The following is a 26787-nucleotide window of genomic DNA, read 5'->3' on the forward strand; positions in this document are numbered from 1 at the left end:
CTCAGTCCTCCTTCGTCAGGCGGGTCGAGAGCAGGGACAGCAGGCCGACGAGGATCACGAGGATCACGCCGATCGCCGAGGCGAGATCAGGGTTCCCCTGCTGGATGCCCTTCTGGTAGATGAGCAGGACGGGTGAGGCCGAGGCGCCGTCGGGCCCGCCGCCGTTGGTGAGCAGGTAGGGCTCGGTGAACAGGTTCGAGCCGGTGATGATGGCGAGGATCAGCACGAGCAGCGTCGTGGAGCGGACCCCGGGGACGGTGATGTGCAGGAAGCGCTTCGCCGCCCCGGCGCCGTCGACCTGCGCGGATTCGTAGAGCTCCTTGGGGACGTTCTGCAGGGCGGCCAGATACAGCAGGACGTAGAACCCGAGCTGCTTCCAGGTCACGAACAGGGCGATGGAGGGCATCGCCAAGTGCGAGTTCACGAGCCATGACGGATCAGGGGCCAGCGGACCGAGGATCGAGTTCACCAGCCCGTCCTGCGAGAACATGAGCATCCAGACGCCGATCAGCGACACGCTCGCGGTCACGTAGGGGACGTAGAAGGCGACACGGAAGGCCGCCGTCCAGCGCGTCAGCGAGTTCAGCGCCGAGGCGAGCACCATCGAGAGGATCACCGTCAGCGGGACATTGATGATGAGGAAGACTGCGATGTTCGCGAAGGAGCCGAGGACTCGCGGATCGCTGAGCACGGCGCGGTAGTTCGCGAGCCCCACGAACGGGTGGTCGGCGTGGACGCCGGGCGCTGTGAACACGTAGTCGAAGAACGAGATGTAGACGGCATAGCCCAGCGGGTACGCCATCACCACCGCCAGGAAGACGATGTAGGGGAGGGACATGCCGAGCCCCAGCGGCTGTGTGCCGAGAAGGCGTCGCCACCACGGGTCGCGGGCGGAGGTGCGGGCGCGAGGCGCCGCGAGAGCGGAGGGAGTCGTCATCGTCATCACTCCTTGATCAGGGCGTCGATCTGGTGGGCGACGTCCTCGAGCCCCTGCTCCACGGAGTCGGTCCCGAAGATCACCGCCCCGGAGTACGCGTCGCGGAATCTCTGCCAGATTTCGATCCCTCCGGAGACGTACGGGACGTCGGCCACGCGGTCCGCCTGGTCGGCGAAGCTCGTGTAGTCGGGGTTCTTCTCGAAGTACTCCGGGTACACGGAGGCGAGATCCTGGCGCAGAGGCATCTGCCCCGTCAGCTCGAGGAGCTTCCCGTCCCACGTCTCGTCGGTCGCGAAGGCCAGGAACTCCCAGGCCGTGAGGCGGTTCCTGCTCGTCGAGCACAGCGAGACGTTCTTGGAGTCGGCGAAGGTGATGGTCTTCTCGGCGGGCATCCCCTCCACCGTGGGCACAGGCATGAAGCCGTAGTCGATCGCGTCCTTGTAGGTCGCGATCGCGTAGGGACCCGCCAGCTGCATCGCGGTCGCGCCCGTGGTCATGGCGTCGTCGGTCGACTGCTCGCGCGGAGCCAGCTCCTCGTCGTACATGGTTCTCCACATGCGGGCGACGGCCAGGCCGTCGGGCGAGTCGAAGGTCGTCGAGCCGTCCTCGATGAGCCGGGTCCCGCCGGTCTGGGCGAGGTAGAGCGGGTAGAAGTCGGACCAGGGCTGGTAGAAGTCGCTGGTCGGCGAGGGCCAGATCGCGGCCCCGGACGCCCCGGAGGAGACGATCTGCCGGGAGGCGTCCAGGAGCTTGTCGAAGGTGTCGAGGCCCGGCTCCTCCGCGTCGAGGCCGGCGTCGGCGAAGATCTTCCGGTTGTACATGAGCATGACGGGGTTGGACTTCCACGGCAGCTGGTAGTAGCCGCCCTTCCCCTCGTCCTCGGCATAGTCGCGGGCGCGCGTGCCACCGCGCTCCTCGATGTGGCGGCGGCCGCCCTCGAAGGTCGTCAGGTCGACGAGACCGCCCGCGCGCACCCAGTCCGGAAGGGCTGCGGGGGAGATGTTGAAGATGAGGTCCGGGGTGGTTCCCGCGACGATCGCCGCGGTGATCGCCTCCTCGGAGCTCGATCCTGCCGGGATCTCCTGGAGCGTGACCTGCTCGTGCTCGTGCTCGTGCTCGGCGTTCCATGCCTCGCTGACGGCCTTGCCCCAGGCGAGCTCCTGTTCATTGGTGGAGACCCAGATGCTGATCGGGCCGCGCGAGGTCGCGGCCTCGTGGGCGTCCACGGCGCTGCGGCCGCACGCCGAGAGGGCGAGCGGGAGAGCGAGTGCTGCGGTGCCGAGAGTGCGGCGGGTGAGGGTCCTCATCGATCTCCTCAGGGACGGACGGCCTCATGGGCCGAGGGGCGGGCGCGCATTGCTCGGGTGCGCGCGGTGGGTCAGACGGTGGGCGGGGGAGCGAGGCTTCCTCGGCGCACGACGCGATTGCCTTCGACTTCCACGCACTGCGGGGCCGCGCCGGTGAGGACGGACAGAAGGGTGCGTGCCGCGGCCTCCCCGCGGGCCTCCGCCCCGGTCGATACCGAGGTGAGTCCGGGGGAGAGGTGCGCGGAGAGCTCGGAGTCGTCGAAGCCGGTGATCGAGAGATCCTCGGGAACCCGCAGTCCGATGCTGCGGGCGTAGGAGAGTCCGGCGATGGCCATCACGTCGTTGGCGAAGACGATCGCCGTCGGGTGATCGGTGTGTGCGATCGGCGCGGTGCCGTCGGGAGAGGGGTGGTGCGTCGCGGACCCGAGCAGCTGCTCGGCGGCCGAGCGTCCCGAGGCCGCAGTGAAGTCGCCCTCGACGATGCGGGCCCCTCCCAGACCGTGCCGATGCATCGCTGCCTCGAATGCGCGGCGTCGAGACGCCGCGTGGATGTAGCGCTGAGGGCCGGCGACGTGGGCGATGCGTTCGTGGCCGGATGCGACCAGGAGGTCGACGAGCTCATGGATGGCCGAGGCGTCGTCGGTCCAGACCGCGGGGAGATCCCAACCCGCCCCTGCCTGGGGCTTCTCGCCGGTGAGCAGGACCGCGCTCAGTCCGAGGTCGCGCACGAGCTCGGGTCGGGTGTCGTCCTGCTCGACATCCAGCAGGATCACCCCGTCGACCCGTCCGGCTGCATAGCGCTCGTAGACCGCGGCCTCGGCATCGGGGTCCTCGACGACATGGAGCATGAGGCCCATCCCCGCCTCGGCCAGCACGGCCTCGCAGCCGGCGATGAAGCGGGAGAAGAAGGTGTCCGTGGCGATGACGTCGGGGCGCCTGTTGAGCACCAGTCCGATGCTCCCGGTGCGGGAGGTCGCCAGGGCCCGGGCGCTCTGGCTGGGGGTCCAGCGCAGCTCCTCGGCCGCGGCGAAGATGCGTCGGCGCGTCTCCTCCGCGACCGGCCGGTTCCCCGAGTACGCGAGGGAGACGGTCCCCTTGGACACCCCGGCGACGCGCGCGACGTCGCCGATGGTTGCTCGCGGCATCAGGCACCTCCTCGTGGAACGGCGTGCTCGGCGATGGTGTGCGTCGGCGACGCGCATCGGAACGAACAGGCGCTATCAAACCGGTTTGCGTCCACGGCGTCAAGGTGTGCGGCTCGGTGCGGGCCGGCGTGACCGAGCCCGTGCTCGAGGTGTGCAGCGGTGGCCGCGGCTGCGGTCGTGGCCGTGGCCGTGGCCGTGGCCGTGCCTGTGTTCGTGCGGGTGTGCGGACCATTCGTCGACGCGAAAGGTCCGCAGACCCGCACAGATGGCTGCGCAGGCCGGCACGGATGTCGTGGCGAGCGGGCGAGCGGGCGAGCGGGTGAGCGGGTGAACGGGCGAGCGGGCGAGCGGGTGGGCGTGAGGGGTGGGGCGGAACGCGCGCGCTGCTCGCCGCCGTCACCCGCGCGGCGAGACCAATCCGAGACCTCCCACCCCTTGTGATGCACACCATGTGCAACGTTAGAATCACCGCGACACCACCGGATGGAGGAGGACGACGACGTCCTGCCCGGTGGAGGCCCAGGGAGGTCACCATGACGCGACGGAGCGCACGGAACAGCGACGATCACTCGATGCGGGACGCAGGGCGGCTGCCGAGAGGCGCCGTCGGGGACGGCGGGATCTCACGGGCACCGCTCAGCCGGCGCAGCGCCCTCGGCCTCGCCGGGGCGACCGCGATGGGCGTGGGCCTCGCCGCCTGCGGAGGCAACACCGGCGGGCTGACCCAGGGCGGCGGCAGCGACGGCGGTGGCGGCGGGATCAGCCAGTGGTACCACCAGTACGGGGAGGACGGCACGCAGGACGCCGCGAAGAAGTACGCCGCCGCCTACGACAAGAACGACGTCACCGTGAACTGGGTGATGGGCGACTACGCCGCGAAGCTCTCCACGAGCCTGCTCTCGGGCAACGGGGTCGACGTCTTCGAGAACAACGCGATCGCCGTCGACCAGGCGAAGCAGGGGCGCTACGCCGACCTCTCCTCGATCATGGAGCCGGTCAAGGACCAGTTCAACCCGGCGTCGCTGAACACGGTGACGATCGACGGCAAGATCTGGGGCGTCCCGATGATCCTGGACCCCCAGCACTTCTACTACCGCAAGTCGCTGTTCGAGAAGGCCGGCATCGACGTCCCCAAGACCATGGACGACCTCGTGGATGCGGCCAAGGAGCTCACCACGGGCAAGCAGAAGGGCCTGTTCCTGGGGAACAACTTCGACGCGACCTGCTGGACGATGATCTGGGCCGCGGGCGGCAGCCCGATGAACGAGGCGAGGGACGCCGTCGGCTACAACACGCCGGGCATGGTCGAGGGCCTGGAGCAGATCCAGCAGATGAAGTCCGACAAGTCGCTGCTCACCGGCGCACCCTCGGACTGGACCGACCCCGCGGCCTTCTCGACCGGCCTCTCGGCCATCACCTGGGGCGGATGCTGGGCGCTCCCGCAGCTCGAGGACGCGCTCGACGACATCGGCGTCTTCCCCCACCCGGCCGTCGGGTCCGACGGGAAGCAGGTCGCGATGGTCGGCTCGTGGAACGAGCAGGTCGCGGGCGCCTCCAAGAACATCGACGCCGCCACCGAGTTCGTGAAGTGGCTGTGGATCGACCAGTCGGACGACCAGACCGACTGGGCCCTGAGCTACGGCTTCCACATCCCGCCGATCACCGCCGTCGCCGACAAGGCCGAGGCCCTGAAGTCCGGCAACGGACTCGAGATCGCGACCATGGCCAAGGAGATGGGCGTCTCGGGTCCCCCGGAGTGGACGGGCGCCGTGGGCACACCCTTCACCGACGCCATCAGCAACATCCTCAAGAAGGGGGCGGACCCGGAGTCGGAGCTGTCCAAGGCGGAGGAGGCCAGCAACAAGGCAGTCGCGAAGTGAGCACCGCGACCGCGCGCAGGCCCTCGCGCTCCGCCCGCGCCCGCTCGCGCGACAGCTCGCGGCCCACCCGCATCCGCGGGAACGGGATGGCGTTCTGGCTGTTCTTCACCCCGTTCGCCGTCGGCCTCCTGGTCTTCACGATCTTCCCGCTGCTGTGGGGAGGGGCGCTGAGCTTCTTCGAGGCCAAGGGCACGGTGCTGCCCACGCAGTTCGTGGGCCTGGGGAACTTCAAGGACTTCCTCACCGACACGGCGTTCCTGTACTCGCTGCGCACCTTCACGATCTTCGCGATCTTCATCGTGCCGGTGACCATGGCCACCTCCCTGTTCCTCGCGGTGCTGGTCAACGGCATCCCGCGGTTCCAGGCCTTCTACCGCTCCGTGTTCTTCCTGCCGACGGCTTGCAGCTACGTCGTCGCGTCGGTGGTGTGGCGGCTGGGTCTGTTCAACGGCCTGGACTCCGGCGTCGTCAACACGATGCTGTCGGGCATCGGGCTCGACCCGATCGCGGACTGGCTCTCGGCCTCCCCGTACTGGTGGGTCGTGCTCATCTCCGTGCGCCTGTGGATGCAGGTCGGCTTCTACATGCTGCTGTTCCTCGCGGGCCTGCAGGCGATCCCGTCCCAGCTCTACGAGGCGGCGGCGGTCGACGGACTGAACCCGGGCGGCTGGCGCATGTTCCGCATGATCACGCTGCCCCAGCTGCGCACCACCTCGACCGCGGTGCTGCTCCTGCTGCTCATCGCGGCCTTCCAGGCGTTCGACGAGTTCTACAACCTCACCGGCAACAACCCGGAGACCCGCCCGCCGCTCGTGTACCTGTACAACATCGCGCTCGGGCCCGAGCAGGACTTCGGCCACGGCAGCGCGGGCGCCCTCGTGCTCACCGCGATCATGGTCGTCGCCGGTCTCCTGCAGACCTGGATCATCGGCTTCGACAACAACGACGACGCCCGTCGGCGTCGCCTGCCCTGGCGCCGGCGGCCCGCGACGCCCGGGGTCGGCGCGGCCCTCTCGTCGGACCTGGCCGGGAGCGGCGCGTCGGCGGGCGGTGAGCCCGTGAGCGGCGGGGCCGACGGTCCCGGCGACCCTGCCGACACTGCCGGCCCGGCCGATCCAGCCGCGCCCGAGATCATCCGACCCGACGGAGGAGACCGCTCATGAGCACCCTGACGATGGCCGGATACCGGCGCCGCCGCGGCGGACTGATCGTGCGCTACGTGATCGCGTCCCTGCTCGCGCTCGTGTTCCTCGTGCCCTTCTACGCGATGGTGAAGACGGCGCTGTCCACGAACGAGGAGATCTACTCGACCACCTTCACGTTCTGGCCCTCCGACCCGCAGTGGGGGAGGATCCCCGAGGTGCTGGGGGATCCGCGGTTCCTGGACGCGCTGAAGAACTCGGCGATCATGGCCGTGGTCTCCACGAGCCTGTCGATCCTCATCGCCGCGCTCGCCGGCTACGCCCTCGCGCGGATCCCCAACCGGTTCGCGCGGCCCATGTTCATGATGGTCGTGATCGTGCTGCTGATCCCGGGCACCACGGCGTTCGTCCCGAACTTCATCATCGTGGCCTCGCTGGGGTGGATCGGAACGCTGCGCGGCCTGATCATCCCGGGCCTGTTCGGCGCGTTCAACGTGTTCCTCTTCCGGCAGTTCTACGTGAACTTCCCGAAGGAGGTGGAGGAGGCCGCGCATATCGACGGCGCGGGCTACTTCCGCACGTTCTTCCAGGTCATCTTCCCCAACACGCTGCCCTTCGCCTCGGCGCTGACGGTGCTGGGGCTCATCGGCTCGTGGAACGCGTTCCTGTGGCCGCTGGTGGTCGCCGGATCGGGGCAGAGCGCGAACACGGTGCAGATCTACCTTTCCTCGTTCCTCACCGCCCAGACCTTCGACTACGGGGGACTGTTCATGGCGGCGGCGCTCAGCCTGATCCCCGTGCTCGCGATCTTCTTCTTCCTCCAGCGCTACCTGGTGGCGGGCATCGCGGCGACGGGACTGAAGGGATGAGCGCGCAGCGTCGCGGGGCGGAGCACGTCGGGCCGACGGGGCACGGACCCCGGTCGACGGGGCAGGCCGTCCCTGCATTCGATCATCCGCTGCCGGATCCCGACGTGGTGCGGACCGACGACGGGTGGATCGCCTACGGCACGGGGCCGCGCACCGAGCAGGGCCGCGCGGTCCCCGCGGCGGTCTCCGCGGACCTGCTCTCCTGGGAGCCGATCGGCGAGGTGCTCGAGGCGCTGCCCGAGGAGGCGGGGGAGTCGTACTGGGCGCCCGAGGTCTGCGCGCGCGACGGCGCCTGGTGGATGTACTACTCGGTGGGCCACGGCGATCGCGGGCACCACCTGCGTGTGGCTCGGGCGGAGTCTCCGCGCGGGCCGTTCCGCGACGAGGGGGTCGACCTCACCCCGGACGAGCTGTTCGCGATCGATGCCTCCCCGTTCCGCCTCTCCGACGGATCCTGGTGGCTGTTCTTCGCGCGCGACGTGCTGAATGCGGAGCGCGTGGGCACCCATCTCGCCGTCGCGCCGCTGCCCGGGCCGGCGCGGATCGGGGAGATCACGCCGGTGCTCGCCCCGGACGCCGACTGGCAGATCTTCGCGCGCGAGCGGCCGATGCACGGCGGCGTCCACGACTGGCACACGCTCGAGGGCGCCCACGTGCTCGAGCGGGGCGGCGTGCTGTTCCTCAGCTACTCGGGCGGCTCCTACCAGGGGGCCGGCTACCGGACCGCGTGGGCATGGGCGCACCATCCCACGGGGCCCTGGCGCCGGCCGGCCGACGGCGAGGACATCCTGCTGGCGACCGACGAGGCCGTCGGCCTGATCGGACCGGGCCACAACTCCTTCACCACCGGGCCCGATGGCGAGGACATCATCGCCTTCCATGGCTGGGACCCCGAGCGCACCGGACGGTTCATGCACCTGCGGCGCCTGGAGGTCGATCCGCAGGGGCCGAGCATGCGGGTGCTCGAGGCGAGGAGATGAGGCTGGCGAGCCGCCGGAGACCTCAGGTGGCTCGCCAGCCTCATGTCTTGACGTGACCCGCGGGGCGCGAGCCTGCGCGTCGGTCGATGCCTCTCAGGCGGCGTCGCCGGCCGACGCGGCATGCCGCGCCCTGAGCGCTCCCGCGAGGCCCATCGCCACGCCGATCAGCAGCCAGATCCCCAGCACCGACAGGTCCTGGACCGGGTTGACCCAGCCGCCGCCGATCACGCCGCGGAAGGCGTCGATCGCATGGGTCATCGGCAGGTACGGGTGGAAGAACCGCAGGAAGGCGGGGATCGTCTGCACCGGGTAGGTGCCTCCGCCGGCGGCGATCTGGAGGGCCACGAGGATCAGTCCGACGAACTTGCCGATCGGCCCGAACACGGCGCCGAAGCCGTGGTTCAGGGCGACGAACACCAGGGAGGTGAAGGCGGCCAGCAGGTACATCCACCCCAGATGCATGACGTCGATGCCCACGGCCAGGTGGAGGACCGCCACGGCCATCGCCGACTCGACGACGCCCAGCACGAACGCCGGCAGCAGCCCGCCCACCAGCAGCTTGACGGCCCCGACGCCGCGGCGGGCGGCGCGCGCCGAGAAGGGCGGCATCATGAGGAACATCGACATGCCGCCGACCCACAGGCCGATGCACAGGAACAGCGGGGTGAGGCCCTCGCCGAAGCGGCCCACGTCGTTCGAGCGCTCGAAGTTCATGCCCACGGGGTCGCTCGCGACGTCGTCGAGGTTCTCGCGCTCGGAATCGGAGTAGTTCGGCACCTCGTCCTGGGCGTCGACGAGGCCGCTGTGCAGCTCGTCCGCGCCGTCCACGAGCTGCACGGCGCCGCCGTCCAGCCGGTGGGCGCCGTCGGCCAGCTGCGAGGAGCCGTCGGCCGCCTGCTGCGCCCCGTCGTCCAGCTGCACGGAGGAGGAGGCCAGCTGGTCCGCGCCGTCGTCGACGCGGGTCGCGCCGTCGTGCAGGTCGGAGGCGCCCTGCGCCGCGGAGCCGGAGGCGTCGGCGAGCTGCGAGGACCCGCTGGTGAGCTTCGAGCTCCCGGCGGCGAGCTGATCAGCACCGGAGCGGGCGCTGGAGACGCCATCGGTGTAGCGGCCGAGCCCCGAGTCGAGCGACTGCGCGCCGGAGTTCAGGGTGCCGGTGGAGCCCGCGAGCTGGTCGGCGCCGTCCGCGACCTCCTGGGCGCCGTCGTTCAGGCGGTGCACGTCGGCCGCGCCGGACTGCAGCTCGTCGTAGGCGCCGGGGAGCGCGTCAGCAGCCTGCCGGGCCTGGTCGGCGAGGGCGTCGATGCGCCTCTTCGCATCCTCCGCATCGGTGCCCTGGGCGGCCGTGCGTGCATCGTCGATCGCATCGGCGATGTCCGCGATGTCCTGCGCCTGCTCCTCGGCCGGCGTGCGCAGGGCGTCCATGGCGTCGCTCGCCGTCGCGGCCCGGGTCTGGATGCTGTCCAGGCGGGTCGCGAGGTCGTCGGCGGCCGTGGTGACGTCGTCCCCGAGGGAGTCGAGGTTCGCCGCGGCGTCCTTCGCATCGGCCGTGGCCTTCGCGGCGGTCGCGGCGTCGCCGGAGGCGGTGCTCGCCGAGTCACGCAGGCCCTTCGAGTCAGCGGAGAGAGCGTCAAGCTGCTCGCAGATCTGCGCGTCGGCACCGGCTTTCGCGTCCCCGCCGCCGTCCGAGGCGCCGTCGGAGCCGTCGCCCGCGCCGTCGCCGGAGGCGGTGCACGCCTCGGCGATCGCGTCGAGCCGCTTCGTGTAGTCGTCGACCGAGGAGGCGACATTGCTCGAAGAGGTCTTCGAGGTCTGCGCGGCGTCGTCGGCGTCGGCCGTGTCGTCCTTCAGGCCCGATGCGCCCTGCACGCCGTCCAGGGCGTCGCGCACGGTGGTGAGGTCCTCGCTCGCGGCCGAGACGTCGTCGCCGAGGTCGGTCACCGCCGTGTCCGCGCTCTTCGCCTTCTCCGCGAGGTCGTCGGCCTTCTTGCGCAGGGAGCCGACGTCGTGGGAGGGGTCGTCGAGCGCGTCGACGAGGTCGTCGGCAGCGGTGGAGAGGTCGTCGACGGCCTTGTTCGCGTCCGTGGACGCCTTGTCGACGGAGTCCGAGTCGATGCCCAGGTCATCGGCCTTCTTCTGCGCATCGCTCACGGCCTTGTCGAGAGCGGCCGTGCCGTCGGCGACCTGATGGGCCCCGTCGGCCAGATCCGAGGCGCCGCCGTCGAGCCGAGAGGTGCCGTCGGCGAGCTTCGAGGAGCCGTCGCGCAGGGTCGAGCTGCTGCCGTCGAGCGTGGTGAGGCCCTGGTCCAGGGTGTTCGCGCCGCTGCTGAGGGTGACGGTGCCGTCGTGCAGCTCGACCGCGCCGCTGCGCAGCTGGGTGAGGCCGACGGCGAGGGTGCCGCTGCCGTCGACGAGCTGGCCGGTGCCATCGGTCAGCTGCGAGGTGCCGTCGACGAGCTGCCCGGTGCCGTCCGCGAGCTGCCCGGTGCCGTCCTCGAGGTCGTCCGCCCCGTCGGAGAGGTCGGAGATGCCGTCCTCGAGGTCGCTCGCGCCGTTCTTCAGGTCGCCCGAGCCGTCGACCGCGTCGCCCAGCCCGTCGTGGATCGAGGAGAAGCCCACGTAGATCTGGTCGAGGTACTCGCTGGACAGGGAGCTGCGCAGCGAGTCGGTGAGCGCGGTGCCGATCGACTTCGTGAAGTTCCCGCTCACGTAGTTGATGGTGTCGTTCGTGCGCACGTCGATGAGCGTCTGCGCGGCCTTCTCGGGGTCGTCCGAGAGCTTCGAGACGTTGGAGGAGAAGTCCTCGGGGATCACGACGCTCGCCCCGTAGGTGCCGTCGGCCAGGCCCTTCTGAGCCGTCTCGGCGTCGACCTCGACGAAGCGGTAGACGGTGGGCTTGTCCAGATCGGTGAGGGTGTCGGCGAACTCCTCGCCCGCGTCGAGGTGCTTCTTCTCGCCCGACGGCGTGGTCAGGTCGGCGCCGGAGTCCTCGTTCACCACGGCCGCGGTGATGCGGTCCAGGTGGTTGTTGGGGTCGGCGAAGGACCAGGTGAGGTTGCCGGAGTAGATGATCGGCACGAGCGAGAGCCCGGTGATGAACAGGGCGGCGATGGGCTTCGCCCACTCATCGGGCAGCACGCTGCGCAGGGAGCTGAGGAGTCGCGCGGGGGCACTGGTCTGAGGCACGGGCACGACGATACTTCCGCGAACTCAATACGTCGATGTATCGAGTCGAGGTGTGGCGGAGCGAATAGAGGCGCGGCGCGAGGGCGAGGGAGCGGCCGACGCGGCGCGTGGACGGGGTCGAGCGCGGGGGAGCGCGGAGCGGACCGCCGCGTCGCAGCCCGGTCCGCACCGGAGAGGTCTCAGGCGGCGGGCCCGGACCCGGCGCGGGCCTCGGCCTGCTCCTCGCCGATCTCCTCCGCGGGGGTCAGCGGACGGCGCTCACGCGGGATGGGGCGCAGGCCGCCGCGCGCCGCGGCGACCAGCAGCACGATCACGCCGAGCACGAAGAGGACGCCCATCGAGGCGAAGGCGAGCCGGTAGTCGTCCAGGCCCGGACTGCCCGCAGGGGCGAGCAGATCGAGCACGAGGCCCACGAGGAACACGGAGACCAGCCCCGCGCCGAAGCCACCGATGTTCACGAAGCCCACCGCCGTGCCCACCGACATCGGCTGCACGCCGGTGCGGGCGATGTCGAAGCCGAGGCCGCTGAGCGCCGCGCCGAGCGCGAGGGCGCAGGCGAGCGGCACCAGGGCCAGCACGGAGTGCTCACCGGGCACGGCGAGGGTCACCGCCCACAGGGCGGCCATGAGGGTCACGCCCACCGCCAGCACGCGCCCGCGGCGCAGGGGGAACCGTCCCGAGAGCGTCCCGATCACGGGCCCGAGCGTCATGCCGATGAGGACCTGGATGGTCAGCAGCGTGGAGACCTGGCCCATCGGCAGATGGTGCCCCGAGGACAGGAAGGGCACGCCCCACATGACCACGTACGTGTTCACGGCGAACAGGGTGATCCAGTGCGCGGCGAGCCCGGCCCAGGCACCGGGCGAGGCGAGCACGTCCCTCAGCACCTGCATCGGCGACGAGGCGAGCACGGGGATCGCGCCGGTGGGGAGCCCGTCCCGGGGCTCGTCGCGCACCAGCAGCAGGCACCCCAGACCCGCGACGAACACGAGGGCGGCGAGCAGCGAGAAGGCCGGGGCCCAGCCCGCGTGGGCGAGGATCGCGAAGAACGGGATCGCCGAGATCACCTGGCCCGACTGGCCGAGCACACCCGTGAGCTGCGTGATCAGCGGCACGCGGCGCGCGGGGAACCAGGCGGCGGCCAGGCGGATCACGGAGATGAAGACGGCGGCGTCGCCCGCGCCGATCAGGACGCGTGCGGCGACGGCGAGGCCGAAGACGGCGCAGAACGCCATCCCGATCTGACCGATGAACATGAGCACGCTGCCCGCGACCAGCATCCGTCGTGCCCCGAAGCGGTCCAGCAGCAGACCGGCGGGGAACTGCGCGGCCGCGTACGTGCCCAGCTGCACCATGCCGAACAGGGACAGGGCGGCCGAGCCGACGGAGAAGCGGTCGGCGGCCTGGACGCTGGCGACGCCGAAGCTCGTGCGGCCGGCGACGGTGACGATGTAGGCGAACATCGCGATGCCCCACAGGAACAGGGCACGCCGGCCGCGTCGGGCGGCCTGGACACGGGGGTCGATCGCGGCGCGGCGGACGCGTGCGGAGCGGGCGCGCTCGCGCGCGGTCCGCTCGGGTGAGCAGCATTCGAGCGAGGAGGCGGACTCGGGGGTGCGGGCGCTCGGGGACGTCCGCGCGCTCTGCGAGTCGGTGGCGGTGGACGGGGCCGGGCCGGACATGGGGGAGCACCTGTTCTGCATGGGGATTCTGCGTGGGGAGGCCGGCGTCCTTGCCGAGGGGGCGCTCCCAGGCTACGCCGGGTCTCCCGGTGCCCCTCGCGCGATGAGACGGGACCGACGTCGGGCGGCCGCGGCGATTCGTCACGATCGCCCGGAGACCGCTCACGACGCCGGGATTCTCACAGCGGCCGCGGCCCGCGCCGACGGTACTCTGAGGGACCAGACCCGGCCCGTGCGTCGTGCCGCCCGTCCTCCCGCGCGAAGCATCAGATGCATGAGACGCGCCGCGCAGGATGCCGGAGCGCGGCGGATCCGCGCGAGAGGCCTCGCGCCGCCGGCCCGGGTCGCACCGTCCCCGCACCGCTTCCGAGAGGGTCCCCTCGCATGGGTGAGCTGTCCATGACCTTCGAGATCACCTCCCTGGTGGTCCTCATCGCCATCATCGTGGGCGACCTGATCCTGGTCTCGCGCCGTCCGCACGTGCCCTCCATGAAGGAGTGCTTGGCATGGGTGGGCTTCTACGTGGCACTCGCGCTGGTCTTCGCGCTGATCCTGTACTTCGTGGGCGACACGCATCACGTCGCGGTCGAGTTCCTCACCGGCTGGCTCACGGAGTACTCGTTGAGCGTCGACAACCTCTTCGTGTTCATCCTGATCATGGGCAAGTTCGCGGTGCCCAAGAAGTACCAGCAGGAAGTGCTGATGGTGGGGATCATCATCGCGCTGATCGCCCGGGCGATCTTCATCCTGGTGGGCTCGGTCGCGATCTCCCACCTGTCCTGGATCTTCTACATCTTCGGCATCTTCCTGCTGTACACCGCGATCAAGCAGGTCAAGGGCGATGACGACGAGGATGACGGCGAGGAGAGCGCGGTCCAGAAGTTCGTCGGCCGCTTCATCCACGTCCACGACGAGTACGACGGCAACAAGATCCGCACCGTCCTGGACGGCAAGAGGGTCTTCACGCCGATGCTCATGGTGTTCGTGGTCATCGGGCTCACGGACGTCATGTTCGCGATCGACTCGATCCCCGCGATCTTCGGCATCACCCAGAACCCGTTCATCGTGTTCACCGCGAACCTGTTCGCGCTCATGGGGCTGCGCCAGCTGTACTTCCTGCTGGGCGGCCTGGTCGATCGCCTCGCGTACCTGCACTACGGCATCGCCGCGATCCTCGCGTTCATCGGCGTGAAGCTGCTGATCCACGCCATCCACGAGGCGCCGCTCGAGTTCATCCCCGGCTTCGAGGTCCTCGAGAAGCTCCCGGAGATCGGCACTGCGGCCTCGCTCGGAGTGATCATCGGGGCCATGGTCATCGCGACCGTCGCCTCCCTGCTCTTGGCCCCCCAGGGTGAGCCCGAGGAGGTCGGCTCCGGCACCGGGGACGACCAGCAGCAGGGCTGAGCGCAGCCCGCTCCCGAGCGGGCGGTGGCTGCTCGCCGTCTCAGGCCGGCAGGTCCACGACCCACGGCTCGCGCGGCAGCGTCGCGGGATCCCAGCGTTCGAGCACGTCCGGTGCGCTGCGGCATCCCTCGAGCCCGAGGGAGGCACCGATCCGCTCCACCACGTCTCCGGCATCCTCGCCGCGCTCGAGTCGATCACGCAGGGTGACGGCGCCGTCGCGCTTCGCCAGCCGGGCCCCGCTCGGGGAGACAGCGAGCGGGACGTGCGCGTACTCCATCGGAGCCTTCTCCATCGGGGCCTTCTCCATCGGAGCGCGCGTCGCCTGATCGATGCGCGTCGCCTGATCGATGCGCGTCGCCTGATCGGTGCCGGCAGCCTCGTCGAGGCCGTCCAGCAGGCGGGCCAGATACGCCTGACGGGGGGCGGAGCTCAGCAGGTCATCGGCCCGCACCACCTGGTCCACGCCCTGCGCGGCGTCGTCCACGACGACCGCGAGGTTGTAGGCCACCACGCCGTCACCGCGACGCAGCACGAGGTCATCGACCGAGCCGATGACCTCGCCCGCGAACATGTCGTGGACCGACCACTCGGCGACCCCCGCGCGCAGTCGCAGAGCCGGCTCGCGTCGCAGCTCGCGCATCCGCGCGCGGCCGCCCTCGCGCGCGGCGTCGTCCAGGTCGCGGCATGTGCCCGGGTAGGCGCCGGGCGGGGCGTGCGGCGCCGAGGGCGCCTCGAGGATCTCCCGTCGCGTGCAGTAGCACTCGTAGACCAGTCCCGCACCAGCGAGCCGATCGATCGCGACCTCGTAGGCGTGGGCGCGCTGGGACTGGTGCATGACCTCCCCGTCCCAGTCCAGGCCGATCGCCGCGAGGTCCTCGAGCTGGCGCGCCTCGGCGCCCTCGCGCACTCGGTCCAGGTCCTCCACGCGCAGGCGGAACAATCGTCCGCTGCGGCGGGCGAGCACCCACGCCAGGATCGCCGTGCGGAGGTTCCCCAGGTGCAGGTCGCCGCTCGGGGAGGGAGCGTAGCGACCGGCCGGCGGCAGCCCGCCCGAGCCCGAGTCCGGTGCCTGTGCCGCGGCCGCGCCCGACAGGGACGGATCGAGGGCGGCGGAATCGGCGACGGGCATGATCCCAGTCTGGCATCGTGAAGGGTCGGCCGGCGCGTGAGCGTCGGCGGAAGGGGGAACCATGTCCGCCGCACCGACACCCGGGCAGTTCGATCGACCCGAGCACCCCGGGCGATCCGAACATCCCGAAGAACGCCAATACCCCGACGCACGCGAACACCCCGAGCGGCCCGGTCAGCCCGCCGTCCGAACCACTCGGCCCGCGGGTGGTGAGACGGCGGTGGCCCTGCGGATCGCGCTGTGGGTATGCGCGGCGATCCTCGCGCTGGGGATCGTCCTCGTGGTCGGCGGGCAGGTCTGGAACCTCGCCACGGCCGACGACGGCGAGGGGGCGAACATCGCCGCAGGCCTCCTGATCATCTTCGGTGGGATGGTGGGCGTGCTCGGCCTGGCCGGCTGCCTCGTCGCCCTGGTGGGGCGCTGGCTGGTGCGGCGCCGGGTGCGGGCGGAGCGGAGGCGCTGAGAGCGGATGCCGGTCCCGGCGCCGGTCGCGTGACCGGCGCCGGCGTCGGCAGCGGGCTCAGGCCTGCGGCTCGAGCCGCGTGGGGATCGCCAGACGGTTCCACACGTTGATCGTCGCGATCGCGAACAGCAGATCCCCCAGCAGGGGCTCGTCGAACTGCGCGGCGGCCTCGTCCCAGATGTCGTCGGGGACGCCGTCGGGCCCCAGCTTCGTCACCGCGTCGGTGAGGCGCAGTGCGGCGCGCTCGCGGTCGTCGAAGTGCGGGGACTCGTGCCATGCGGCGACGCCGAACAGCTTCGGGGCGGGGATGCCGGCCTCGATGCCGTCGCGCGAGTGCATGTCCGTGCAGAACGAGCAGCCGTTGAGGATCGAGGCGCGCAGCTTCACGATCTCGTACAGCTCGCGCGGGAGCCGTCGACTGCAGTAGGACTCGAGGCCCAGCACGGCCTTGTACCCCTCGGGGTGGGTCTCGAACAGCTTCATCCTGGTCATCGCATGTGCTCCGTTCTGGAGCCCGGGTGTCCTGGGGGACTGGGGGCCCGGGCGTCCCGCCATGATGACCGACGAGCGGCTCGATGTGTGAGGCGCGGAGGGCCCAGGACGCGACGCGGCCCCCGGTGCATCAGCACCGGGGGCCGCGTCGCTCCGAGGGGCCGGGCCGCCGGAGCGGCTCATCGGAGGTGGTCAGGGCCGGTGGAACCGGCTCCGATCGCGTCGGGCGAGGATCAGGCGTCGCCGCGGTGGTTGCCGCGCTTCTCCGGATCTGCCGGGTTGTCCGCCGGGTCGACGGCGGGGTCGATCACGCGACCCTGCTCGACCTCGCCGTCGGCCGAGCCCTTGGCCGGGCTGTTCGCGGACTCGGTGCCCTTGGCGGCGCCGCCCTTCGCGCCGGCGGCCGTGGCCTCGGATCCTTTGCCGGTCGCGCCCTTGGCGTCGGACCCCTTGGCCTCGGCACCCTTCGCGTCAGCCTTCTTGGCCTCGGCCGAATCCACCTTGACCTCCGACGGAGCGGTGTCCGAGGAGCGGTCGGCGGTGTTCGGGGTCGAGGCGGCGTGCGAGCCGCCCTTGAGCGAGGAGGCGACGTCCCCCGCCTCGGCACCGGCGACGGCGTCCGAGACCTGGGTGGAGTCGGACTCGCTCGAGCCCGAGGCCGGGTAGTGGGCGCGGGCGAAGTCGGCCGGCGGGGCCCAGGGGTCCTCGACCGGGCGGGTCTTCTTCCACACCAGGTAGCCGGCGGCAGCACCGGCGGCCGCGAGACCCAGGATCAGCAGCACCTTGCCGGCGCGGCCGCTCTTCTTCTCGGGCGCGGCCACGGCGGCCTTCTTGATGTCGCCCTGGCCCTTGTCGAACTCGCTGCGAGCGGCATCGACCGCGGCGGCGACGGCCGAGCTCACCACGGAGCCGGTCGCCTCGGCCGTGCGGCGGGCGCGCGGGAGGTAGTCGTCCTGCAGGTCGGTGCGGAACTTCTCGGCCTGCGGGCCGATCTTCTCGCCGAAGGCGGAGATCTTCTCGCCCTGGGTGCGAAGCCCCTCCTCGACCTGCGGGCGGACCTGGTCGACGAACTGCGTGGCCCGGTCGCCCGCGTTGCCGGCGAGGGACTTCAGCTCCTCGACGGCCTTGCCGGCCTTGTCCTCCGCAGTGCTGCCGAGGTCCGCAGCGGTCTTCTGCGCCTGGTCCTGGACCTTGGACGCGGTCTTGGCCGCGTCCTTCCGGCTCTTCTTCGCTGCCTTCTTGGCACGTTTCGTGCTCAGCGCCATGCGAGTCCCCTTTCGGTCATGTCCGCCGGGCTGTCCCGACGGGGGAGTGCGTGCGGACGAGGGTCGCGTCGATCGAACGCGACGACACGTCTCGAGTGGTTCCACCCTACCGTGACGCCCGGCACGCGGATCCAGAGTGCTGACAGGCGGGGATGGAGATCCGCGGTCGTGCGGCACCGCGGGCGATATCGTGATCGAACGGACCCGCGCCCATCCCCGCACGAGCGCACCACGAGCAGGTGATCTCCCGATGCCCCGCAAGCCCTCCCTCCCGCCGCTGCGTCGAGCGACGCCCCCGCAGGCGATCGGCCGGTTCTTCCGCCTGTACGGCGTCTCCAGCGGCCGCGCGAGCCGCAGCGAGTACTGGTGGTGGGTGCTCGTGAACCTGGTGGTGACGGCCGCTCTGCAGATCGCCGGCAGGGTGAGCGTCGATGGTTGGGAGTGGAACGGCACGCTCGTGATCGTCGGCAGCCGCTGGCCGATGGGAACCAGCGGAGCGACGCTGATCGGCATCCTCGCGACGATCTGGGCGCTGGGCACCCTCATCCCGAGCATCGCGGTGATCTGGCGCCGCCTGCACGACGCCGGCCACGGCGGCGGCTGGTTCTTCCTGATCCTGGTCCCGATCGTCGGCTGGCTGCTGCTGATCTGGCTGCTCGCCTCGAAGGAGAACCCGGACGGGGCGCGCTTCGACCGGCCGACGGCCACCACCGGCCCGGACGCGCCGCTCGGCGTGCGCAGCGATGCCTGGTCCGAGTCCTGATCCGCGCGGGCCGACGCGACGAGCCCGCCCCGGGACCGTCCCTCGATCGACTGCGGACCGTCCCTCGAACGCCCGTGGACGACACGTGGCCCGCTCGTGCGCGCCCACTCCGCGCCCACGCGCCTGTGCGACACTGGCCGCATGTTCGCAACACTGCACACGAACCAGGGCGATATCCGCCTCGAGCTGTTCGAGAACGACGCCCCCAAGACCGTCGCCAACTTCGTCGGCCTCGCCGAGGGGACCCGCGAGTTCACCGACCCCGACTCCGGCGAGAAGGTCACCCGCCCGTTCTACGACGGCGTCATCTTCCACCGCGTGATCGACGGCTTCATGGTCCAGGGCGGCGACCCGCTGGGCACCGGCACGGGCGGCCCCGGGTACATGTTCGACGACGAGATCTCCGAGAAGAACTTCGACGAGCCCTACAAGCTCGCGATGGCCAACGCCGGCAAGCGCATGAACGCGATCACCGGCAAGCCCTCGGGCACCAACGGCTCGCAGTTCTTCATCACCGTCGCCCCCACCCAGTACCTGCACGGCAAGCACACCGTGTTCGGCGAGGTGGCCGACGACGAGTCGAAGAAGGTCGTCGACGCGATCGCCACAACCCAGACCGACATGCGCGACCGTCCCGTGGAGGACGTCGTCATCGAGTCCGTCGACATCGAGAAGTGATCCCCGGGCGCGGCGGCCCCGAACGGTCCGCCGCCCCTCGAGAAGCGCGGGACGGTTGCCATGAGCTCTCATGGCAACCGTTCCGCGCTTCTCGACGGCGTCCGTGGCCGATAGGCGGCCCGGGCGGCCGTTCTCTGGGCCCTGGGGCGGCCTCGGCCTGCGTGCTCAGCCGCGCGCCGAGCCGGCCTCCTGCGCCCCGCGGCGGACGATCGCCCGGCGGATCAGGACCATCAGCAGCACGAATCCGACGGTGAGCAGGATGTGGCCGATCCCGGCGATGCCGGCGATCATCGGGTCCATGCCGCCCAGGTCGGCGCCCTGCACCGTGAGCAGGCCCCGCACGAACATCATGATCGTGCTGATCAGCACGCCCGCGTGGTAGATGCCCTGGAACCAGCCGAACAGGCGCGGGGAGTCGGACAGTCGCAGCACGGCCTCGAGGGCGAGGACGGCGAGCAGGGTGACGACGCCGAGGGTGAGCAGGTGCGTGTGCACGACGCTCAGCTGCGTGTGGTCCGTCGCGGGCCAGTCGGAGTGCTTGGTGATCTCGCGGAACGCGAGGCCCGAGGCGAGCCCGAGCCCGAGGTAGATGCAGATGGCGGTGAACAGGCGGTTCATGGCGCGCATGGGATGTCCTTCCATGGGGTGGAGCGGTCTGAGGATGGTGCGAAGGGCCGACGGATGCGCCCGAAGGGGGCCGACGGATGGGGTCCGACGGGCGGGCCCGCCGATCAGTGGGCCCGGTGCGCTGCGTGGCCGCCGAGGCGTCCCGGCCACCACATGCGGTCGCCGAGCACGGCGAACAGTGCGGGCACGAGGATCGTGCGCACCAGCACCGTGTCGACGAGGACGCCGAGGCCGACGATCAGCCCCAGCTGGCCGAGGACCACGAGAGGCAGCACTCCGAGGGCGGCGAACACGGCGGCCAGCACGATGCCGGCGCTGGTGATCACCACGCCCGTCGAGCCGACGGCCCGGACGGTCCCGTGCACGGTGCCGAAGCGCTCGGCCTCGCGACGGATCCGGTGGGTCAGGAAGATCGTGTAGTCCACGCCGAGCGCCGCGAGGAACAGGAACGCCAGCAGCGGCACGGTCACGTCGAGCGCCGGGATGTCGAACAGGGTGCGGCCCACCCAGAGCCCGAGCCCGATCGAGGCGAGCGTGCTGACGAGGTTCGCGGCGAGCAGCACCACGGGGGCGACGGCGGCGCGCAGCAGCACCACGAGCACCACGAGGATCACGGCGAGGATGATCGGCGCGATCAGCAGCAGGTCGCGCTTCGAGTCGTCCTGGACGTCGAGCGCCTGGGCGGAGGTGCCTCCCACCAGTGCGTCCGGGGTGACGTCGTGGACGGCGGCGCGCAGGTCGGTGACCTCGGCGTCGGCCGCGGGCGACTCGGGCTGCGCGGTGCCGGTGGCCGAGAGGACCGTCTGCCCGCCGGGCGTCGTGCCGGTCTCGGAGACGGACTCGATGCCGGGCACGTCCTCCGAGGCGGCCGTCACGGCCTTCGCCTCGGAGGTCGGGACGGTGATCAGGTGGGGGCCGGACCGGCCCGCGCCGTAGTGCTCGGCGATCGCCGTGAAGCCGGTCTGCGACTCGTTCGCGGAGGCGAACTGCTCGCTCTGGGAGAGGCCGACGCGCGTGCCCAGCAGGCCCGTCGCACAGATGGCGAGCACGGCGAGGGTCCCGATCACCGAGATCACCGGGTGGGCGGTGACCCGGCGCGCGACGGCGGCGAACACGCCGCGCTCGGCGTCATCGGTCGCTGCGGACCCTGCCGTGGCCTCGACCGCGGATTCCGGGTCGGAGCCCGGCTCCGCGTCGTCCGCGGCCTGCGCGGGACGGGGCACGAAGGGCCAGAAGACGCGGCGACCGGTGATCGCGAGCAGCGCGGTGAGCGGGAACAGGACCGCGAGCAGGGCGATGACGAGCCCCACGGCGGCGGCGATGCCCAGACCGCGGGTCGCGGGCATCACCGCGAGGACCAGGGTGAGCAGGGCGAGCACCACGGTCACGTTCGAGGCGAGCACCGCCGGCGCGGTCTCGCGCCACGCCATGCGCAGGGCCTCGCGATGATCCGCGTGCCGATGCAGCTCCTCGCGGTAGCGGGAGATCAGCAGCAGCGCATAGTTCGCGCCGGCGCCGAAGACGAGCACGCTGATCACACCTGCGTCGAAGGCCAGGGAGAACGACTCGCCCATGCGGGAGGTGACCGCGCCGGCGACTCCGTCGGCCGATCCGACCACCGCGAGCGGCAGCAGCCACAGCACGGGAGAGCGGTAGGTGAGCAGGAGGAGCAGGCCGACCACCGCGATCGTCACGATCAGCAGCTTGAAGTCGGCGCCCGCGAAGGCGCCGCGGATGTCCGAACCCACGGCCGGCCCGCCCGTGACCTGCACCTGCAGGTCGGCAGCGGCGCCGCCCTCGACGGCCTCATGGGCGACGTCCCGCAGCTGGTCGATCTTCGCGTCCACGGCGTCATCGCCCGCACTCACGTCGATCGGGGCGAGGACGAGGTCGGCGCGGCCGTCCTCGGAGGGCATCGGCGGCAGCTCGTGGCCGTCGGTCGCGGAGGCGAGGTCGCTGCGCAGCTGCGCGATCTGCTCCTGGTCGGCCGACGTCAGCTTCCCGCCGTCGGTGCGGGTGACCACGGCCATCACGGTCTGCTGGTCGGCGTCGGGGAGCTGGTCGGCGACCGCCGCGGCGCGCGAGGACTCGGCGCTCTCCGGCAGGGCGTCCATGCCGGCCGCGGGGCCCGAGCCGCGCAGGCCCATCAGGCCCAGTGCGAGGACGGCCGCGATCACGAGCACCACCCATGCCGAGCGGCGGCCGGTGAGGATCGAGGCGGCCTTCGCGAGCGCGCGGCCGGCGGGCGAGCGCGGCGGGGCCGACGTCGCGAGCGTGTCGTCGGTCGGGGAGGATGTCGGGGACGTGTTCGAGGTTGTCATCGTTCTTCCTGGTCGCACAGGGGTTTCGGGTCCGCGGCGCGCAGCGCCGCGGTACGTGTTCCACGCTAGGAACGACCCCGTCGGCCGGAATCAACCGTTCGATGTATTCGACCTGTGACCCGGAGCGCCGCCGCGCCTCGGCGTGCTCCCCGGTGCCTCATGTAGGAATGGGGGCATGGAGAACCGACCCACCTACGGCTACGGCGCCGACGACCCGGATCCGGCCCAGCGCCCGCGACCCAGCTACGGCTACTCGGCCGGCGACGCCGAACGGGCCGGAGCGGCCGACGGCGACGCGGCCGGGGCGGGCGGCTCCACAGGCGCCGCGGACGATGCCTCGCTGCCTGCGCACCAGATCCCGGGAGGCGGGCAGGCGGGAGCGCCCGTGTGCCCACGCCACCCCGACCGCGTGAGCTACGTGCGCTGCAAGCGCTGCGGTCGGCCCGCGTGCGGCGAGTGCCAGCGCCCCGCACCCGTGGGGATGCTCTGCGTGGACTGCGAGAAGGAGCTCGCGGCGCAGCAGCGCTCGGCGAGCCCGCGCAACATGGCCGGCGGCCGCATGGGCAGCTCCGCACCGTTCCTCACCTATGGCGTGATCGGCCTGTGCGTGGTGCTGTTCCTCGGCCAGACCCTGATCCCCGGGGGCGCCGTCGAGCAGGCCCTGATCTACGCCCCCGTGCGCACGCTCGCCATGCCGTGGACGCTGATCACCACCGGATTCCTCCACGGCGGCGTGTTCCACCTGCTGCTGAACATGTACGCGATGTACCTGGTGGGCACGCACCTCGAGCGCACGCTCGGACACTGGCGCTTCGGCGCGATCTTCATGCTCTCCCTGTTCGCGGGGCAGGTGGCCGTGCTCCTGTTCGCAGACCCGGCGGACCCCTCCTCATGGGTCGGGGCGACGCTCGGCGCGAGCGGCGGCATCTTCGGCCTGTTCGGCACGCTGCTGATCGTGAACCGGCGGATGGGTGCGGAGACCACGCAGATCCTCGTGCTGATCGGGCTGAACCTCGTCATCACCTTCACGATCCCCAACATCTCCTGGCAGGGGCACCTGGGGGGTCTGGTGATGGGCACGGCGCTGACCGCGGTGATGTTCGCGCTGCGTCCGAAGGCGCGTCCCGGTGCGGATCGCGCGGCCCTCGCGCGTCGCTCCGCACTCGTCCACGGCGGGGTGCTCGCCGCCGGGCTCGTGCTGTGCCTCGTGCTCATCGCGGTGAAGATCGCGATCGTCCCCGCCGGGTATCTGCCGCTGCTCTGAGGCGGCAGGACGGCGGGGCGGCGGGGCCGGAGTCGGGGCGGCGGGGCCGGTGAGTCGAGCAGCCGAGGGGCCCGAGCCGCCGGACCGAGTCGCCGCCGGTCGAGCGGACCCCGGCCCGAGGCCCCGCCGGGCCGAAGAGCCGACGGGAGGTGACCCCGCACTGCGGAATCACACGCCTGTGATTATCCCCAGCTGTGGATAACTTTGGGGACAACTGCGGATCGTGTGTGGAATCGCGGGGGACAGAGCCCCGGAACCTGTGGACCTGAGGTGTCCAGCGGGTGTCGAGACCATGCGACAGCCCCCATGACCTGCGGTACGAAGCGCTCCTTGGTGCGGAATCACAAACCTGTCATTCGTCCCCAGGTGTGGAGTTCTCTGTGGAAAACCTACTCAGGACTCCACACCACCGGTGATCCGGACGTCCTGATCCGTCCCCAGAGCGGCCTCGACCATCGCCACCAGGGCGCGCGCGGCGTCGTCGGCGCCCACCACGTCGGCCGAGGGGACATGGACGAAACCGCCGCGGATGGTGACGGCGCCACCGCCGACCGCATCGTCATCGCCCGCGCTCGCCTCCGCCTGCAGCGCATGGCACAACCGGTAGAAGACGTCGTTGCACACGTACGTGCCGGCGGTCTGCGAGACCGCGGCCGGCACGTCGAGCTCCCGCGCCGCCTCGACCATCGCCTTGATCGGCAGGGTCGAGAAGTATCCGACGGGCCCGCCGTCCAGGCAGGGGGCGTCGAGGGGGGAGCTGCCGTCGTTGTCGGCGATGCGCGCGTCCTGCACGTTGACCGCGACCCGCTCGGGAGTGATCGCGCGCCGACCCGCGGCGAGTCCGGTCGCGATCACGAGGCGCGGCGAGCGGGCCCCGACCTGCTCGAGCAGCACGTCGGCCCCGCGGGAGAAGACGACCGGCAGCCGCACCGTCGCGACACTCACGCCCCGCTCCTCCAGCAGCGGCGCGGCCCGCCGCACCGCCTCCCACGACTCGTTCGTCGGGGCGCCCGCGAAGGGCTCGAATCCGCTCAGCAGCACGTCGATGCTCATGGGGGCAGGGTATGCGCCTCTACTCTGGGCACATGCCCGCCTCGCCGACGCCCGACCCGTCCTTGTCCCTCGGACTCCCGCCGGACCTCGACGCCCTGCACCCGCCGTTCGCCCTGCGGGTGCGCTCCGGCCCGCTCACCCTGCGGGTCCTCGCCGATCGTGACCTGCCGGAGTACGCCGAGCTGCTGCGCCGGCCGATCTTCGCCGACCCCGATGCCCCGCACGTCTTCCCCTGGTATGCCCGCCCGGAGCAGGAGCGGATCCGCGAGGCGCTGCGCTTCCAGTGGCGCCTGCGCAGCGAGCTGGCCCCGGAGAACTGGTCGCTGACCCTGGGCATCTGGGCCGACGGCCGGCTGATCGGCTGCCAGGACGTCAACGGGAAGCAGTTCGCCGTGCGCCGCACCGTGACCTCGGGGTCCTGGCTCGCGCGGGACATGCAGGGACGCGGCTACGGCGGTCTCATGCGCCGCGCCGTGCTCGTGCTCGCCTTCGACCACCTGGGCGCGGTGCGGGCGGAGTCCGCGGCGGTCGTCGGCAATGAGCGCTCCTACGGCGTCTCCCGCTCCTGCGGCTACGTCGACAACGGCAGCGAGGTCATCGAGCAGAACGGCCGAGCCGTGGAGCACCAGCGGTTCGTCGTCACCCCGGAGACCTTCCGGCGCGGGTCCCAGACCGTCGAGGTCGAGGGGCTCACCCCGGAGCTGCGCGCGCTGCTCGGGGCGCCGTCTGCAGGCGCCGCGGCCACCTGAGCACGTCGTCCTCCGGGTCGCGGAGCGACGCTGCTCCGCGACCCGCCCCACCACCAGCGAGGGTCTGTGTCCCGGGGTCGCGGCCCCGCGGGGTTCTCAGGCCGTGCGCTCCGGCGGGCGCTCGCGCGGGTGCTTCGCCCGCAGGACGAAGTAGTTGATCGCGCCCACCAGGGCGAAGACGACCACGCCGAAGGCGATGCCGATCAGGAGCGCGCTGCCCACCGACGCGCCGCCCAGCACGCCGAATCCGATGATCGCGGCGGCCAGGGCGATCACCCCGGCGACGGCGCCGTTCAGCGCCGACCGGGCATAGATCTGGTTCGAGCTCATGGGAACCTCCGTTGCGAGTCCCTGTGCTGCAGTGCCGACCCGTCCGGATGCCGCAGGAGCGCGGCATCGTCGCAGACCAGACGTGTTCTCACGGTAGGGTCGGCCACGAGCCAGGGCTACTTCTGCACGGAACGTGAGGAGAACGGTGACGGATCTCGAACGCTATCGGCGCACCGACCGCGCGCAGGACGTCGGGTTCGTCTTCGGTGCGCTCACGGCCGCGAGCCTGCCCGGCCCGGGTCTGCTGCGCCTGCTCGGCCGCCTCCACATGACCGAGTCCGCCGCCCGCAGCACGCTCGCGAAGATGGTGAGGATGGGTCGCCTCGACGTCGAGCGGCACGGACGCGTGGGCGTCTACTCCCTGGGTGCTCCGCTCGCGCGCCGATACCGGCAGATCGAGGGCACCGCGACGCTCCCCGCGTGGTCCGGCGACTTCCACGGGATCGTCCATCAGGTTCCCGAGAGCGCGCGCTGGTTCCGCGACCGTCTCACCTACTACGCCGACTTCCACGGATTCGGGACCCTGCGTCCCGGTGTGCTGATCAGCGTCCGGGCCGAGGCGGACACCGTGCTCGGCCAGCTGGGCGAGGCGCCCGAGGGCGCCGTCCTGCATCGGGTGCTGATCACCCCCGGGAGCGTCGAGGAGGCACGGGGGATGGCGGGGGCGACGTGGGATCTCGCCGAGGTCGCCCGCCGCGCCGAGGACCTCACCTCACGGATCCGCGAGCTGCGGGGGAGCGTGGAGCTCGAACACCGCCCCGGCGCCGAGGGGCGCGAGGGGTGCGAGGGCCGAGAGTTCCGCCGCGACGATCCGTCCGCCGACGAGGCGCGCCTCTGGGACGTGTTCGGACGATGGAACGCGCTCTACCAGCAGGTCATGCGCGTCGTGCTCGCCGACCCCCATCTTCCCGTCGAGCTGCTGCCGCCGCGCTGGCCCGTCGGCGCGATGTTCGACGAGCTCGATCGGCTGAACGCACGATGGGGGCCGACGCTCCAGCCGTTCCTGCGCGCGCAGGTGGAGCAGGCCGCACCGGGTCTCGCCCGGTACGAGCCCGCCCCGTGGGAGCGCAGCCGGTAGCTGCGCTGGAGCTGCGCTGGGGCCGCGTCGGCACCGAAGCGGCGGG

23 protein-coding genes are annotated in these 26787 nt (G+C 71.4%); 11 read left to right on the forward strand and 12 right to left on the reverse strand.

The genetic code is table 11. The features are described 5' to 3' along the window. Position 1: 1 nt before the first annotated feature. The 3 genes from FHG10_RS14820 to FHG10_RS14830 all read right to left on the reverse strand — a co-directional run bounded on the left by FHG10_RS14820 (position 2) and on the right by FHG10_RS14830 (position 3389). Complete coding sequence (locus tag FHG10_RS14820; RefSeq protein WP_152354132.1) at positions 2–937, reverse strand: carbohydrate ABC transporter permease; 936 nt, start codon at positions 935–937, stop codon at positions 2–4. A 5-nt stretch (positions 938–942) separates the two neighbouring features. Next, entirely contained in the window at positions 943–2244 is a 1302-nt protein-coding gene (locus FHG10_RS14825; RefSeq protein ID WP_152354133.1) for an extracellular solute-binding protein, read from the reverse strand. 71 nt (positions 2245–2315) lie between these two features. Further along, positions 2316–3389 carry a LacI family DNA-binding transcriptional regulator gene (locus FHG10_RS14830; RefSeq protein ID WP_152354134.1) on the reverse strand — a complete coding sequence of 358 codons (1074 nt, stop codon included), beginning with the start codon at positions 3387–3389 and terminating at the stop codon, positions 2316–2318. A gap of 533 nt (positions 3390–3922) precedes the next feature. Between FHG10_RS14830 and FHG10_RS14840 the strand changes: the two genes are divergently transcribed. The 4 genes from FHG10_RS14840 to FHG10_RS14860 are packed head-to-tail and all read left to right on the forward strand — an operon-like array spanning position 3923 to position 8260. Continuing rightward, positions 3923–5269, forward strand: a complete 1347-nt coding sequence (locus tag FHG10_RS14840; RefSeq protein WP_193636339.1) for an ABC transporter substrate-binding protein — start codon at positions 3923–3925, stop codon at positions 5267–5269. Beyond that, on the forward strand, positions 5266–6432 hold the full coding sequence (locus FHG10_RS14845) for a carbohydrate ABC transporter permease (protein WP_227488292.1): 1167 nt from the start codon (positions 5266–5268) through the stop codon (positions 6430–6432). Before FHG10_RS14840 ends, FHG10_RS14845 begins: the two co-directional genes overlap by 4 nt. Next, positions 6429–7280 carry a carbohydrate ABC transporter permease gene (locus FHG10_RS14855; RefSeq protein WP_227488293.1) on the forward strand — a complete coding sequence of 284 codons (852 nt, stop codon included), beginning with the start codon at positions 6429–6431 and terminating at the stop codon, positions 7278–7280. Before FHG10_RS14845 ends, FHG10_RS14855 begins: the two co-directional genes overlap by 4 nt. After that, the gene (locus tag FHG10_RS14860) at positions 7277–8260 is read left to right on the forward strand and encodes a glycoside hydrolase family 43 protein (RefSeq protein WP_152354136.1); all 984 of its coding nucleotides are present in this window, start codon (positions 7277–7279) and stop codon (positions 8258–8260) included. The genes FHG10_RS14855 and FHG10_RS14860 overlap by 4 nt, the downstream gene beginning before the upstream one ends. 93 nt (positions 8261–8353) lie before the next feature. Here the strand turns inward: FHG10_RS14860 and FHG10_RS14865 are convergent, their stop codons facing one another. After that, positions 8354–11443: a YhgE/Pip domain-containing protein gene (locus FHG10_RS14865; RefSeq protein WP_152354137.1), complete on the reverse strand. Its 3090-nt coding sequence runs from the start codon at positions 11441–11443 to the stop codon at positions 8354–8356. Positions 11444–11622: 179 nt separating this feature from the next. Continuing rightward, entirely contained in the window at positions 11623–13125 is a 1503-nt protein-coding gene (locus tag FHG10_RS14870; protein ID WP_193636340.1) for an MFS transporter, read from the reverse strand. Between the two features lie 384 nt (positions 13126–13509). Here FHG10_RS14870 and FHG10_RS14875 point away from each other — a divergent pair, with 384 nt between their 5' ends. After that, the gene (locus FHG10_RS14875) at positions 13510–14529 is read left to right on the forward strand and encodes a TerC/Alx family metal homeostasis membrane protein (RefSeq protein ID WP_152354139.1); all 1020 of its coding nucleotides are present in this window, start codon (positions 13510–13512) and stop codon (positions 14527–14529) included. Positions 14530–14569: 40 nt separating this feature from the next. Here the strand turns inward: FHG10_RS14875 and FHG10_RS14880 are convergent, their stop codons facing one another. Then, positions 14570–15658 (reverse strand): glutamyl-Q tRNA(Asp) synthetase, encoded by a 1089-nt coding sequence (locus FHG10_RS14880; RefSeq protein ID WP_152354140.1) that lies wholly within the window; start codon positions 15656–15658, stop codon positions 14570–14572. Positions 15659–15878: 220 nt separating this feature from the next. Here FHG10_RS14880 and FHG10_RS14885 point away from each other — a divergent pair, with 220 nt between their 5' ends. Next, positions 15879–16121 (forward strand): hypothetical protein, encoded by a 243-nt coding sequence (locus tag FHG10_RS14885; RefSeq protein ID WP_152354141.1) that lies wholly within the window; start codon positions 15879–15881, stop codon positions 16119–16121. A gap of 57 nt (positions 16122–16178) precedes the next feature. On the opposite strand, the gene FHG10_RS14890 is transcribed toward FHG10_RS14885, so the two are convergent. Continuing rightward, on the reverse strand, positions 16179–16613 hold the full coding sequence (locus FHG10_RS14890) for a carboxymuconolactone decarboxylase family protein (protein ID WP_152354142.1): 435 nt from the start codon (positions 16611–16613) through the stop codon (positions 16179–16181). A gap of 233 nt (positions 16614–16846) precedes the next feature. Beyond that, on the reverse strand, positions 16847–17878 hold the full coding sequence (locus FHG10_RS14895) for a hypothetical protein (RefSeq protein ID WP_193636341.1): 1032 nt from the start codon (positions 17876–17878) through the stop codon (positions 16847–16849). A 250-nt stretch (positions 17879–18128) separates the two neighbouring features. Here FHG10_RS14895 and FHG10_RS14900 point away from each other — a divergent pair, with 250 nt between their 5' ends. Continuing rightward, positions 18129–18641, forward strand: coding sequence for a DUF805 domain-containing protein (locus FHG10_RS14900; protein WP_152354143.1), 513 nt, complete (start codon positions 18129–18131; stop codon positions 18639–18641). A gap of 141 nt (positions 18642–18782) precedes the next feature. Beyond that, positions 18783–19319 (forward strand): peptidylprolyl isomerase, encoded by a 537-nt coding sequence (locus FHG10_RS14905; RefSeq protein ID WP_152354144.1) that lies wholly within the window; start codon positions 18783–18785, stop codon positions 19317–19319. A 165-nt stretch (positions 19320–19484) separates the two neighbouring features. Here the strand turns inward: FHG10_RS14905 and FHG10_RS14910 are convergent, their stop codons facing one another. Next, entirely contained in the window at positions 19485–19946 is a 462-nt protein-coding gene (locus FHG10_RS14910) for a DUF2871 domain-containing protein (protein WP_319803216.1), read from the reverse strand. Between the two features lie 104 nt (positions 19947–20050). After that, the gene (locus FHG10_RS14915) at positions 20051–22267 is read right to left on the reverse strand and encodes an MMPL family transporter (RefSeq protein WP_152354145.1); all 2217 of its coding nucleotides are present in this window, start codon (positions 22265–22267) and stop codon (positions 20051–20053) included. 175 nt (positions 22268–22442) lie between these two features. Between FHG10_RS14915 and FHG10_RS14920 the strand changes: the two genes are divergently transcribed. Further along, a complete protein-coding gene (locus tag FHG10_RS14920) occupies positions 22443–23531 on the forward strand; it encodes a rhomboid family intramembrane serine protease (protein ID WP_152354146.1) in 1089 nt (362 codons plus the stop codon). A 393-nt stretch (positions 23532–23924) separates the two neighbouring features. Here the strand turns inward: FHG10_RS14920 and FHG10_RS14925 are convergent, their stop codons facing one another. Then, a complete protein-coding gene (locus FHG10_RS14925; protein ID WP_152354147.1) occupies positions 23925–24584 on the reverse strand; it encodes a pyroglutamyl-peptidase I family protein in 660 nt (219 codons plus the stop codon). 32 nt (positions 24585–24616) lie between these two features. Between FHG10_RS14925 and FHG10_RS14930 the strand changes: the two genes are divergently transcribed. After that, on the forward strand, positions 24617–25333 hold the full coding sequence (locus FHG10_RS14930; protein ID WP_152354148.1) for a GNAT family N-acetyltransferase: 717 nt from the start codon (positions 24617–24619) through the stop codon (positions 25331–25333). Between the two features lie 96 nt (positions 25334–25429). Here FHG10_RS14930 and FHG10_RS14935 read toward each other — a convergent pair whose 3' ends face one another. Beyond that, complete coding sequence (locus FHG10_RS14935) at positions 25430–25663, reverse strand: hypothetical protein (protein ID WP_152354149.1); 234 nt, start codon at positions 25661–25663, stop codon at positions 25430–25432. Between the two features lie 145 nt (positions 25664–25808). On the opposite strand from FHG10_RS14935, the gene FHG10_RS14940 reads away from it, so the two are divergent. Further along, the gene (locus FHG10_RS14940; RefSeq protein WP_152354150.1) at positions 25809–26741 is read left to right on the forward strand and encodes a hypothetical protein; all 933 of its coding nucleotides are present in this window, start codon (positions 25809–25811) and stop codon (positions 26739–26741) included. The last annotated feature ends 46 nt before the right edge of the window (positions 26742–26787 follow it).

This window comes from Brachybacterium subflavum (assembly GCF_009299795.1).
Lineage (GTDB): Bacteria > Actinomycetota > Actinomycetes > Actinomycetales > Dermabacteraceae > Brachybacterium > Brachybacterium subflavum.

Bases quoted from the DNA above. Each gene is read 5' to 3' on its own strand.
- FHG10_RS14820 (WP_152354132.1), bottom strand. From the start codon at position 937: ATGACGACTCCCTCCGCTCTCGCGGCGCCTCGCGCCCGCACCTCCGCC.
- FHG10_RS14825 (WP_152354133.1), bottom strand. From the start codon at position 2,244: ATGAGGACCCTCACCCGCCGCACTCTCGGCACCGCAGCACTCGCTCTC.
- FHG10_RS14830 (WP_152354134.1), bottom strand. From the start codon at position 3,389: ATGCCGCGAGCAACCATCGGCGACGTCGCGCGCGTCGCCGGGGTGTCC.
- FHG10_RS14840 (WP_193636339.1), top strand. From the start codon at position 3,923: ATGACGCGACGGAGCGCACGGAACAGCGACGATCACTCGATGCGGGAC.
- FHG10_RS14855 (WP_227488293.1), top strand. From the start codon at position 6,429: ATGAGCACCCTGACGATGGCCGGATACCGGCGCCGCCGCGGCGGACTG.
- FHG10_RS14860 (WP_152354136.1), top strand. From the start codon at position 7,277: ATGAGCGCGCAGCGTCGCGGGGCGGAGCACGTCGGGCCGACGGGGCAC.
- FHG10_RS14870 (WP_193636340.1), bottom strand. From the start codon at position 13,125: ATGTCCGGCCCGGCCCCGTCCACCGCCACCGACTCGCAGAGCGCGCGG.
- FHG10_RS14875 (WP_152354139.1), top strand. From the start codon at position 13,510: ATGGGTGAGCTGTCCATGACCTTCGAGATCACCTCCCTGGTGGTCCTC.
- FHG10_RS14880 (WP_152354140.1), bottom strand. From the start codon at position 15,658: ATGCCCGTCGCCGATTCCGCCGCCCTCGATCCGTCCCTGTCGGGCGCG.
- FHG10_RS14890 (WP_152354142.1), bottom strand. From the start codon at position 16,613: ATGACCAGGATGAAGCTGTTCGAGACCCACCCCGAGGGGTACAAGGCC.
- FHG10_RS14895 (WP_193636341.1), bottom strand. From the start codon at position 17,878: ATGGCGCTGAGCACGAAACGTGCCAAGAAGGCAGCGAAGAAGAGCCGG.
- FHG10_RS14900 (WP_152354143.1), top strand. From the start codon at position 18,129: ATGCCCCGCAAGCCCTCCCTCCCGCCGCTGCGTCGAGCGACGCCCCCG.
- FHG10_RS14905 (WP_152354144.1), top strand. From the start codon at position 18,783: ATGTTCGCAACACTGCACACGAACCAGGGCGATATCCGCCTCGAGCTG.
- FHG10_RS14910 (WP_319803216.1), bottom strand. From the start codon at position 19,946: ATGCGCGCCATGAACCGCCTGTTCACCGCCATCTGCATCTACCTCGGG.
- FHG10_RS14915 (WP_152354145.1), bottom strand. From the start codon at position 22,267: ATGACAACCTCGAACACGTCCCCGACATCCTCCCCGACCGACGACACG.
- FHG10_RS14920 (WP_152354146.1), top strand. From the start codon at position 22,443: ATGGAGAACCGACCCACCTACGGCTACGGCGCCGACGACCCGGATCCG.
- FHG10_RS14925 (WP_152354147.1), bottom strand. From the start codon at position 24,584: ATGAGCATCGACGTGCTGCTGAGCGGATTCGAGCCCTTCGCGGGCGCC.
- FHG10_RS14930 (WP_152354148.1), top strand. From the start codon at position 24,617: ATGCCCGCCTCGCCGACGCCCGACCCGTCCTTGTCCCTCGGACTCCCG.
- FHG10_RS14935 (WP_152354149.1), bottom strand. From the start codon at position 25,663: ATGAGCTCGAACCAGATCTATGCCCGGTCGGCGCTGAACGGCGCCGTC.